We start from the raw sequence: 12070 nt of genomic DNA, 5'->3' as shown, positions 1-12070 counted from the left end.
TAGTTGAAGCAAAAACCGGAAATATATATGGTTATGAAGTTTTAGCGAGAATTTACGATGAGAAAGAAAATAAATACATTCCAGCATATCAATTTATAAATAATGCTATTAAGTACGGACTTGTTGAAGAGATAGATAAAATGATTCAAGAAAAAGCAATTAAGTATCTTTCAGAAAAGAAATTGAATAAATGCTTATTCTTAAATATGTCTAAAAATTTTATTTATAAAACTAAAAACTTAGAAAATCTATATAACCTTTGCGTATCCAATGGTTTAAAACCTGAAAATGTTTATTTAGAGATAACAGAAGAAGAAGCTATTTTAGATTTTAAAAATGTAAAAGGAACAATCCAACACGGAAGATCCTTAGGATTTAAATACGCAATAGATGATTTTGGTGCCGGATATTCTAATTTTGTATATCTAAAACATTTTAATGTTGATATAATCAAAATAGATGGTGCCTTAGTCGCAAATATTCATCAAGATTTAGACAACCAAATTATAGTTGAAAATATTATAAGAATTGCCAAACATAAAAATATTAAAGTGTTGGCAGAAATGGTTGAATTAGAGGAAGAGAAAGATGTTCTTATAAAACTTGGTGTAGATTATCTACAAGGATATCTATTTGGAAAACCGGAGAAGGAAGTTAAGGAGTAAAAAGTGAGTAGCAGTGATTCGCGAGACAAAGTCTAAAGGATTTATTCTTAGATTTTGTAAAATTTATCGATTTCTTTCTGAAGATATTCACAAGAATGTTCCAAAATTATAGTAAGTTCACTTTTCCGTGTTATCCTGAGACTGTAAGCCGAAGGAGCTCTTTTTTATATTCTATAAAAACCACCAATTTATCATCTAACATATGATTATATCATTAACTAAAGTCAAAGTTTTTCAACTTGCTAAATCGTTAATATAGCATAGGTTCCTGTTGCATATGCTACAAGGTCATCGTTTGAATACAGCTCTACCGTTGCAAAGGCTACGCTTTTACCTAATTTTAAGACTCTTCCTATCGCTTTTAATTTTCCTTCCTTTGCCGGTTTTAGATAGTTAATTTTTATCTCAATTGTTACAGAAGTTTTATCCTCCGGTAAATTTGAAATTACTGCATACCACCCTGTGTTATCTGCTAAACTAGATATAACTCCACCATGAACGTATCCAAGATGTTGTAAATGGTAATCTTTAATATCTATGCTTAATACTGCTATTCCTTGGTCTAAATCTTCAATAACAGCCCCTATATGTTCTAAAAAAGGAAGTTTGACTTTTTTCATTAGACACGCTCCTATTTATTTATTTTTTAACTTTAAAAAAATCAGTGCTGTCATGATGGCATCGTTTAAAGCATCATGCTTTCCAAAGGTAGGTATGTCTAAATCTTTGAGGATAGAATCAAATCTTAAATCAACAAATCCCTGTGGAATTAAGCCGATTTTGAAATCATAATAAAGTGCTGATACTTCTATCTGTTTGTTTGGCAATGTTGTTCCGGAGAGTTTTTTAAAATATTTGTTTACCATTGCAACGTCAAACTCTAAGTAGTAGCCTACAAGTGGTCTACTTCCTATAAAATGTGCAAACCTATCAACTGCTTCTTCTATTGGTATACCGGATTCAAGGTCTTTTTTTCTAAGTCCGTGAATTTTTATAGCATCTTCGATAATCTCTCTATCAGGTCTAACAATTACGTTAAACCTTTCATTTAATAGTATTTTATTATCTTTTATCTTTACTGCTGCGATTGATAAAATATCATCAACTTTTGGATTTAAACCTGTAGTTTCTGTATCGAATGCTACATACTCATTTTCCGGTGGTTCCTCAAACAGAAAGCTATAATTTGGATTTTTTAATCGTTTTTTCTTATAATAAAAGCTTAATTTTTCTAATATGCTATTCATGATATGTAGTTTAGTTTAAAATGATTGATGATTAAATCTTTAAATTTGTTTACGATTTTAAAAGCATCCTTTAAAAGGTCTTTTTCAAAGTTTGAAAGTAGGTTGATGCTGACATAATCGTCCGGCTGTTTGCCCATTTCTATCTTTCTTAGTCTCTCTCTCAGTCTTAAAGTAAGGAAAAATTCTAATGCTTCTATAAGCTCTGATGCAAACTCTCTGTTAAAAATGCCTACTTCTGACAGTCTTTTTATTCTTTCAAATGTATTAGTCTCTCTTATTTTGTTTTCAACTGCTAACGACCTTATGCCGTGAACGATTGGAAAGATACCACCTTTTTTTATGTCTAATTCTCCTTTATGTTCACCCTTTTCTGTTTCAAAAGTGCCAAAAAATGTCAGTGGTGTTTTAAACTGAATGGTAGGAAGTGCAAAGTATGATAAAAACGTTTTATTATCTGAAATTTTTGAAAACATAAAGTCTATAAGCTCATTATAAAGGTCTTCTCTTCCGATGATATGTTTAGCATCTATGAGAATGGCTAAGTTTAGCATATTTTCCGGCGTGATATGATTTACATAATCAATTATAGAGTTTTTAAACTCGCTTATAGATTTTCTCCAATATGGATTTGTAATCATTACATTTCCTTTACATTCTGGATAGCCAAGCTCTTTTAGTGCTTCTATAAAGTTTTGGGAAATAGCTTCTAAATTTGGATTTTGATAGCCATCTTCAAGGATTAAACCGTTATCTTGGTCTGTTTTTAAAATCTGCTCCTGCCTTCCTTCGCTTCCCATAACGATAAGGCTTGAATGGTCTAAAAGCTCTACCGGTGCTGTAAGTAAAAATGCTTTTCTAAATATCCTTGTGTTAATCTCTGAAACAATTTTCATAATATGTCTTGTTCTTATTCCTTCTTTGTGAAGAATCTTTACAGTTCTTGCAATGGAATCTGAAAGGATTTTTAAATCTTTGATTGATTTTGCTCTTTCAACTCTTAAAGCTAAAAACTGTGGCTGATTAGAGTATAATGATAGCAAGTCAACTTCGTTTAAAATGCCTATAATCTTACCGTTTTCTTCGACAACAACTCTTTTAATGTTATGTTTAATCATCAAAAATATCGCATCAAATAAAAATGAATCTGCATTTATTGTAATAAGTCCCTTTGTAGCTATTTTTTCAACGTTTTCAGAAGCACTTATATTTTGAAGTATAACTTTTTTTCTTATGTCTGAGTCTGTGATGATTCCATACTCACCATTTCTAAAATCAACTATGACCGAATAAGCTCCTTTTTCTGTCATTTCTTTGACTGCGTCATAGATAGTTGTATCTTTTGATACTATAACCGGCTGCTGAAGCTCTATCTCTTTTACTTTCAAAAAGAAGTACGGATTTTCTGAAGCTATTGAAGAAAGCTTTTCTTTTGTAGACTTTTTAAAGTACTCACCAAATCTTTCATTTTCGTTAACAAGCTTTAAGATTATCTTTTTGTCTATCTTGTATAAAATACTCTCTTCAAAGGCTTCAAAAATGTTTTCAGACCCGTTAATCACTCTGCTGACATCAAAAAAACTTCCTTGACCAAAGTATCCTACCTCATTGCCAAGACTATCTTTTTCAACAACTACTCCTTTCAAAACAACATAAAGATAATTATCAACATCTTCTATTTTTTGACCTTTTTTGTAATATTCAATGACTAAGTTATTTACAATCTCCGATAGCTCTTGATTGGTTAAAAGCTCAAATGGATAGATTTGTTTTAGATAAAGCTCTATATCAACGATGCTCATTGTTTTACTCCTTTTTGTTAGAGGTGGGCAGATAAGCCCACCATAAAAATTAATTAATGATGTACAGCACCTTCTGCTCCTATGCCTGTTTGAGTTCTAACATATTGTGACTCAAATCCTTCTCTGTCTTCTTTTGCTCTTTGGCTGCTGTCAAGCTTAGAGATAAGTATTGTTAATACAAAAGTAGTTAGCATTGAGAAGATAGCCGGGTTTTTGAGTTTTATGATTGGCTCTGGATTTTTCAGTACATCAACCCAAACTGTTGGAGAGATAACGATTAAAACAAGAGCTACAACTAAGCCGGCAAGTCCACCCCAGAATGCACCCGTTGTTGTTAGATTTCTCCAATAGATAGCTAAGATAAGAATCGGGAAGTTAACAGATGCGGCAATTGCAAAAGCTAAACCAACCATGAACGCAACGTTTTGTTTTTCAAAAACAATTCCAAGAACGATTGCAAAGATACCAATAATAATTGTAGCTATTTTGGAAACTTTAACTTCTTTTTGTTCATCTTTTTCTTTTGCAAAAACGTTAGCATAAAGGTCGTGGGATACAGTAGAAGCTCCTGCAAGTGTTAAACCAGCTACAACTGCAAGGATAGTAGCAAAAGCAACCGCAGAGATAAATCCCATAAATGCAGGTCCACCAACAGCTTCAGCTAAGTGAATAGCTGTCATATTTTCTCCGCCAACAAGAGCCTTTTTATCACCGATTAAGTTTTTAGCAGGATCATTAGCATCAACTATTTTAGTAATTCCATCAACAACGACTTGTTTAGCATTTTGGAAGTATTCTGGATGTTGAACGAATAAAGCAATAGCACCAAATCCAATGATGAATGTTAAGATGTAGAAGTATCCAATAAAGCCTGTTGCAAAGAATACCGATTTTCTTGCTTCTTTTGCGTTAGGAACTGTAAAGAATCTCATTAAGATGTGTGGCAATCCAGCTGTTCCAAACATTAAAGCAAGTCCAAGAGAGATAGCGTTTAATGGGTCAGAAACAAGACCACCCGGAGCCATTATCTTTTCACCTTTTGAGTGAACCGATACAGCTGTTTGGAAGAGATTTTCAAAGCTAAATCCAAAATGAAGTAGTACCATAAACGCCATAAATGAAGCACCACCAAGTAGTAAGATAGCTTTTATAATCTGAATCCAAGTTGTTGCAAGCATTCCACCAAACGCAACGTAGATTATCATTAATGAACCAACAACTATAACAGCTGTTGAGTAAGGTAAACCAAACAACAACTGTATAAGCTTACCAGCACCAACCATCTGTGCAATAAGATAGAATGTTACAACAGACAAGGAACCAATTGCGGCAAGAATTCTTATTCTTCTTTGTTCAAGTCTAAAAGATGTTACGTCTGCAAAGGTATACTTTCCAAGATTTCTAAGCGGCTCAGAAAGTAAGAACATAACAATAGGCCAACCAACTAAGAAACCGATAGAGTAAAGCAACCCATCATATCCGGATGTATAAACAAGTCCGGCAATTCCAAGGAAAGATGCAGCAGACATGAAATCACCGGCTATTGCTAAACCATTTTGAAATCCTGTAATTCCACCGCCTGCTGTATAGAAATCCTTGGCTGTTTTTGTTCTTTTTGCAGCCCAGTATGTAATTCCAAGGGTTGCAACAACAAAGATTATGAACATCGTTATTGCAAGTGGATTTACAGCTTGCTTTTGAACCGGTCCTTCTACTCCGCCGGCTGCAAAGGCAAATCCTACAACAGCCACACTTAACAGATAAAACATTAAACTCCTTTTAGTCATAGCTTACACCTCCCTTACATACTTTTGCTTTATTTTTTCTGTTAATTCATCAAAATCTTTGTTAGCTATGTAAACATAGATACCTGTTAAAAGGAACGAGATTACGATCACGCCAATTCCTATTGGAATGCCGATAGTTATTACACTATCTCCAAGCTTTTGAGCTAAAAACTCTTTGTTAAATGCAACCAACAAGATAAAACCAAAGTAAACTACAAGCTCAACCAATGTTAGGATAATCATTATCCTTGTTCTTTCCTTTACAAGCTTTTGAAAATCTGGGTCATTTTTGATTTTTTCAATCAATGCTTTGTTCATAGCCTTACCTCCCTTTTTAAATTATTAGAAATTATAATTTGCGATAAGTCTGTATTCTGTAAAGTTTTGACCCGGCACAAAGTTCCATGTGTAAATTCCTCTTGCCCTTAATTCAAGGTTTTTAACTAATCTACATTTCCATGTTAAGTCCCAGTTTGTTTCTGAAGCATCGTGGGTTTTAAAATTACCAGATGAATCTTTATAATACTCAGCTTTACTTCCTACGTTAAAATACGAGTATGCAAGGTGCAAGTTTAATCCTTTGATTATGTCAAAAGATGTTCCAACCTTCCATGCAGATGTATCAGCTACATAACCAAGCCTTGTAACAGTACCTTGTACAAATCCAGGTGTTCCACCCCATGGGGTGAATAATCCACCGTTAAAAAGTTTTCCTTCATCTTTTCCGGTTTGAGAGTATGCAGCATAAAGATTAAAGTTTTCAACTACAGGCACCGGAATATTAAAGTTTACCTTAGCACCAAATAAATTTGCCCCAACTTCTTTTCCAAATACATTTTTAATGTTGTTTCCAACGTTTGTTTCGTTGATATACTGAGCTGACAATGTAGTTTTTACATCAGATAGTTTTAACGTATAATCACCTTGTAAGTATAAAATGTTAAGCATATCCCATGCGTAGTAGTCCCAAGCCTGAAGCTTTAAGTTTGGTATCCCTTCGTAGATTACAGCAATCACAGAAACACCGGCGTTTGCTTTTCCAATAGCTTGTTTACCCATGTTTAAGAAATTTCCTGTGTCATACTTAGCTAAGCCTAAACCACTCGCACTCAGATTTGATCCAGAATATCCACCACAACCATAACCTGATTGTAAACTTAAATAAGAACAAGCAGAGTAAGCGTTTGCAAATGTTCCGTATGCCATATTCCAAAAGTGTCCTGCTATGATGGTTGTTTTTGGAATATCTTTATTTGTGATTAACGCACCTTCAAAAAGGTTTGGAAGCATTCTTGCATCGTCCATGCCAGCCATTGGAGTGTTAATCTCTTGTCTTCCAATCTTAACAGCTGTGTTTTGGTATTTGTAATCTAAATACAACTGACCGATATAAGTGACGCTTTTTCTATCTTTTCCAAATAAAGAAGGGTCTAAGTGTGGATTAGTTCCACCCATTCTGTTTGTGTTGATTCCGTTTGTAGAATAAGCCATGATTCCAAATTTTAAGCCATTTACTGCTGCAGTCTCAAAGCCAAACTTTCCACCAATTGCAAAAGCTGACCTATCATTTCTACTAAAGGTAGCTCCGTCGTAATTTCTATCAATGTAGAAAGCTCTAAACTGTCCCATAACCTTTGATTCTTTGAATGCAGATTCAAGGTCATTAGCTGCCATAGTTTGGCTTGCTGTGGCTGATAACAATGCTGCTGCTAAAAGTATTTTTTTCATGTCAACCTCCTTTTATAAAATTTTATTTAAAACATCGTTTTAATACCATCTTTATAACATTGTTATATTTTGCTTTAAAAATCAATAAAAAAACCCTCCTTTTGAAAGGAGGGCGTCTGAAAAATCTTATTCTTCTAATGTTGAAGTATCGCCAATTTCTAAGCCAAGTTCTCTTGCTTTTAACAATCTTCTCATTATTTTTCCGCTTCTTGTTTTTGGTAATTTATCAACAAACTCAATCTCATCAGGAACAGCTATTGGTCCAAGAACATCTCTTACAGTGTCTTTAATTCTTTCTTTTAACTCTTCTGAAGGCTCATATCCTTCTTTTAAGATTACAAACGCTTTGATAGATTCACCTTTGATTTCGTTTGGCTTACCGATTACAGCTGCTTCTGCAACCGCATGGTTTTCTACAATAGCTGATTCAACTTCTGCAGTACCGATTCTGTGTCCTGCTACACTTAAAACATCATCAGCTCTACCAACAACCATCACATAACCTTCTTCATCTATCGCAGCTAAGTCTCCTGCTGAATAGTAGCCGGGTATCTCATTCCAGTATTTTTCATATCTTTCCGGCTCTCCCCAGCAAGTTCTAAGCATAGAAGGCCATGGGTTTTTGATTACTAAATGACCAACTTGGTTTGGTGGCATTGGATTTCCTTGTTTATCTACTACTGCAACTTCAATTCCAAACATTGGCTTACCAGCTTTGCCCGGCTTTGCAGGATAGCTTGGGACTGTTGTAATCATATGAGCTCCTGTTTCAGTTTGCCACCATGTATCTACGATTACCGCTTTTCCTCTTCCTATGTTTTTGTAGTACCATAGCCAAGCCTCTGGATTGATTGGTTCACCAACAGAACCTAAAACCTTCAGTGTTGACAAATCATACTTAGCCGGTATATCATCTCCAAATCTCATTAACATTCTTATGGCAGTTGGTGCTGTGTAGAACACGTTAACGCCATACTTTTCTACATACTCCCACCAAATACCCGGATGTGGATATACCGGCACACCTTCCATCATGATTGAAGTAACACCGTTAGCCAAAGGTCCATAAACAATATAGCTATGACCAGTAATCCAACCTACGTCTGCCGTACACCAGTAAATATCATTCTCTTTTAAGTCAAAAACATATTTTGAAGTCATGTATGTATTAACCATATATCCGCCGGTTGTATGAAGGACACCTTTTGGCTTTCCTGTTGTTCCTGATGTATAAAGAATGAATAATGGGTCTTCTGCGTCTTGAATCTCAGGCGGACAATCTTTTGATGAATTTTTGATAAGTTTGTAAAAATCTACCACGTTATGCTCCTCATACTCGTCTGAAAGCTCGTTATCTCTATCCCAAAGTATTATTTTTTCTACAAAATCTAAATCTCTAATTGCTTCTTTTACTGTTGGGAATAATGGTATTTTTTTACCTCTTCTTTTTGTATAGGTTGCAGTAATTACAGCTTTAGCCTTAGCATCATCTATTCTGATTTTTAAAGCTCCTTCGCTAAATCCTGCAAAAACTACGCTATGTATAGCCCCGATCCTTGCACAAGCAAGCATTGCTATTGCAGCTTCAACAGTGTTAGGCATGTAGATAGAAACCCTATCACCTTTTTTAATTCCAAGAGATTTTAATCCATTTGCAAGCCTGCTAACTAAATCTAAAAGCTCACCGTAAGTTACCTTTCTCTCATTTCCTTCTTCATCTACCGAGATAAAAGCTACCTTATTTCTTTTGCCATTTTTTACATGCCTGTCTATACAGTTATAAGTTATGTTTGTCTTCGCATTTACAAACCATTTTGCATAAGGATAGTTCCATTCTAAAACTTTATCCCACTTTTGAAACCATTCTAATTCGTTGGCAATCTCTTCATAGAAAGCCTCTCTATTCTCGATAGACTTCTTGTAAAGTGATTCATAATCCTTAACCCAAGCATTTTCTACTATCTCCTTTGGCGGATAGTATTTTTCATCAACTTTTAAAAGTAAATCTGCCTTTTCCATTTTTAAACCTCCTATAACAGAGTTATTTTTATTAAAATCAAACAGTATTTTACTGAAAATAAATTGTTTGTCAAATTTTTTAACAATTTTCAAACACTGTTTTATTAAATGTAATAATATATCATATTTTAGTTTAAAAAAATATTAAAATTTAATTATTTTTTAATATAACACTGTTTGATTACATATTTTTTATGCAACAATTTAACACGAAATAAATGTTAAGAAATTTAAAAAAATAACATAAGATTTTGATAAATAGGCATTTTTAAAAATACCTTGGAGGTGAGAAATTGGCAATTTTTGTAAAACTAAACCCTTTGGAATAAGTGAAAAGTGATGAATAACTATTAAATAAAAATCTCACTTCTTGTCTATTGCTAATCAATCCTTATGTACGGAAAGGTATTGCCTTGTCTATTATTGAGACTGTTCCAAAAAACCAACATTGTCATTCTGAGCGAAGCGAAGAATCTCGTGTTTTTTCTTTTCAAGACAAAAATCAAAAAAAAGAAGATCCTTCGGACTTCGTCCTCAGGATGACACGGAACGACTCAATGGTATCATTCTGCAGCCGGCGAAGAATCTCCCATCTCCTATTTCCAAAAAAACATTAAAAAATGAGACCCTCCACTACGCTGCTGGATGACAAAATAGGTTGAATGATAAACATTAAAGAAAAGATAACATTATTTGTCATTCTGTAGCCAGCTAAGAATCTCCGTCTTTTAATTCTCACTTATTCATTGTATGGGTAATTCTTGAATTGCCTCTACTCACTTTCTACCTTTTTAAGAGGAAACTTTTCAGACTACAGCTTAAAGCTTGTTAGAACAAAAATCCTAACTCAGCAGCAGCAGATACTTTCGTATCTTTTGGATTTCCAGAACTATCTTTAAATATTTTGTTATCTGAATCTACATAAGAAACTTCAGTTTTAACGTATGTGTTTTTTGTTGGTCTAAATGTTGGAGTTGCTGTAATAGTCCAGGCTTTAGATGCACTACTATAGATACCACTTTCTTTTCCCTTAGAACCACCATTCACATACTCAATTCTCACAGGTAAAGAAAAATTACCAGATTTTGGAATAATATAACCAGCTATACCGTAGCCTTTACTATCATGTCCAGAAACTTTTGCTGTACTATCTAACCATTGATAGTCAAAGTTAATTCCTACGTCTAAATTATCGTTAATAGATTTTGAAAGAACAATATCTACCAAGTTTTTATATGCTGTGTAATCATAATAAGATATTGCATAATTAACACCATAAAGTGTACCGAGAGAACCTACCGCATAAGCTCCAGAAGTTGGAAGTAAAGTGCTTCCATCTGAATATCCTTTATCTTTGTTTGCTTCTGCATAGAATTTAATATCTCCTAACGCATAAGTGATTCTTGCACCGGGATAAATAAACGGCTGTGCAGACCATACAGCTCCGTATGTGATGTTTGGATTTGTAAATGATGTTGCAAGTTCGTATCCAATGTTTGTTGTAAGTAATCCTGCATCAAGTATTAGACTGCTGATTGGTTTATAGCTTAATACTGCATAGATAGGTCCAAAGCTTTTGTTTATGATTGCTTTGTTATCAACCAATCCACCATCATAAACTGTTGGAAGTAATACTGTTCCAAATCCTACATTAAAGCCAATTCCTCCATCTTTTGCATCAGAGCTAAGCCCAAGAATAAAGTTAGATACTTTAAAGCTGTCATGATTACTTGAACCAGTATTGTTTGATGTAAAATAGCCTGTTGTCAATGCTCCATCAACCTTAATATCACTGTTTGCTACAGTAATCTGTCCAGCATTTGCAACTGCAACGCTGAAGATTGCTCCTGATAGTACTGCTAATTTTTTCATGACAAATACCTCCTTTAAATTAAAATTTTTATTAGATTTCAAAGCCTCTTTCTCCATGAACTGATTCATCAAGACCGATAACTTCAGTTTCTTCGTCAACCCTTGCACCACCGGTTAAAACAGATGTGATGAAGTATAAAATAGTTGTCATAATTGCTGTATACACTATTGTAGCTAAAACTGCTTCAAATTGGACTATTACTTGTGCCGAATTGCCATACAATAGACCTTTTCCAGCAGAGTTTACGCTTGGATTAGCAAAAATACCTGTTGCAATTGCACCCCATATGCCATTTAATCCATGCACTCCAAAAGCATCTAAGGAATCATCGTATTTTAACTTAGATTTTAACCAGTAAACACCAATAAAACCGACTATACCAGATGCTAAACCTATCACTATGCTACCGATTATATCTACAAAGCCAAGAGTGTTCTAAAATTCCTGTAAGTTTTATAAATGTATGTGTAAAATGAGTTTATTTTTGTCCATTATCCTGATGGCTTTAGTCCGAAGGATCTCCTCTTTTATTGTTACTTGAAAGGAAGAGGGTTGAAGTAGGAGATTCTTCGCCGGCTACAGAATGACATTTTAGACTTTAGAGGTATAAAGTATGTGTTAAGTGAGAAATTGGGTAAAAGTATAAGATTTTTCCAACGGCTACAGAATGACAACGTTGATTTTTGTAGGTTATATCACTTCCGGAAGGTAGAGAAAGTCAAGAATTGATGGACAAAGAGGAGGGCTACCCTCCTCTTCTATGGGGATTAATATCTATAGGTAAGCTGTATCCAGTATTTTGTTAAATCATTTTTAAAAGGTGATGGCATGTTGTCTTTACCCTTATACCATGCAGCTTTTGCAAGGAAGTTTAGCTTTTTTGTTAAATTTACAGTGTAGAGAGCATCTATTTCATTACCAAAATTTTTACTTGGTAATGTAGATGAAGTTG

10 protein-coding genes and 1 pseudogene are annotated in these 12070 nt (G+C 34.1%); 1 reads left to right on the top strand and 10 read right to left on the bottom strand.

All coding sequences use genetic code 11. The features are described 5' to 3' along the window. The coding region (locus SULYE_RS01985; RefSeq protein WP_007545991.1) for an EAL domain-containing protein at positions 1-665 on the top strand (665 nt) is incomplete at its 5' end. A gap of 242 nt (positions 666-907) precedes the next feature. Here the strand turns inward: SULYE_RS01985 and SULYE_RS01980 are convergent. From SULYE_RS01980 to SULYE_RS08310, 10 genes and pseudogenes are all read right to left on the bottom strand, one after another. Continuing rightward, a complete protein-coding gene (locus SULYE_RS01980) occupies positions 908-1285 on the bottom strand; it encodes a PaaI family thioesterase (protein ID WP_007545989.1) in 378 nt (125 codons plus the stop codon). A 15-nt stretch (positions 1286-1300) separates the two neighbouring features. Then, the gene (locus tag SULYE_RS01975; RefSeq protein ID WP_007545987.1) at positions 1301-1912 is read right to left on the bottom strand and encodes a 3'-5' exonuclease; all 612 of its coding nucleotides are present in this window, start codon (positions 1910-1912) and stop codon (positions 1301-1303) included. Beyond that, positions 1909-3711, bottom strand: coding sequence for a putative nucleotidyltransferase substrate binding domain-containing protein (locus SULYE_RS01970; RefSeq protein WP_007545985.1), 1803 nt, complete (start codon positions 3709-3711; stop codon positions 1909-1911). Before SULYE_RS01970 ends, SULYE_RS01975 begins: the two co-directional genes overlap by 4 nt. Before the next feature lie 53 nt (positions 3712-3764). Beyond that, positions 3765-5498: a cation acetate symporter gene (locus tag SULYE_RS01965; protein ID WP_007545984.1), complete on the bottom strand. Its 1734-nt coding sequence runs from the start codon at positions 5496-5498 to the stop codon at positions 3765-3767. 3 nt (positions 5499-5501) lie between these two features. Next, entirely contained in the window at positions 5502-5816 is a 315-nt protein-coding gene (locus SULYE_RS01960) for a DUF485 domain-containing protein (protein ID WP_007545983.1), read from the bottom strand. A 24-nt stretch (positions 5817-5840) separates the two neighbouring features. Next, on the bottom strand, positions 5841-7226 hold the full coding sequence (locus SULYE_RS01955; protein WP_007545982.1) for an OprD family outer membrane porin: 1386 nt from the start codon (positions 7224-7226) through the stop codon (positions 5841-5843). Between the two features lie 126 nt (positions 7227-7352). Further along, the gene (gene acs / locus SULYE_RS01950) at positions 7353-9245 is read right to left on the bottom strand and encodes an acetate--CoA ligase (RefSeq protein ID WP_007545981.1); all 1893 of its coding nucleotides are present in this window, start codon (positions 9243-9245) and stop codon (positions 7353-7355) included. Positions 9246-10073: 828 nt separating this feature from the next. Further along, complete coding sequence (locus tag SULYE_RS01945; protein WP_007545980.1) at positions 10074-11117, bottom strand: outer membrane beta-barrel protein; 1044 nt, start codon at positions 11115-11117, stop codon at positions 10074-10076. Between the two features lie 31 nt (positions 11118-11148). Then, the gene (locus tag SULYE_RS01940) at positions 11149-11532 is read right to left on the bottom strand and encodes a hypothetical protein (protein ID WP_269479096.1); all 384 of its coding nucleotides are present in this window, start codon (positions 11530-11532) and stop codon (positions 11149-11151) included. A 353-nt stretch (positions 11533-11885) separates the two neighbouring features. After that, positions 11886-12070 (bottom strand): annotated as a pseudogene (locus SULYE_RS08310) (hypothetical protein); the annotation flags it as partial.

This window comes from Sulfurihydrogenibium yellowstonense SS-5, assembly GCF_000173615.1.
GTDB classification, from domain to species: Bacteria; Aquificota; Aquificia; order Aquificales; family Hydrogenothermaceae; genus Sulfurihydrogenibium; species Sulfurihydrogenibium yellowstonense.
This window is presented reverse-complemented; position numbering and strand designations above follow the sequence as displayed.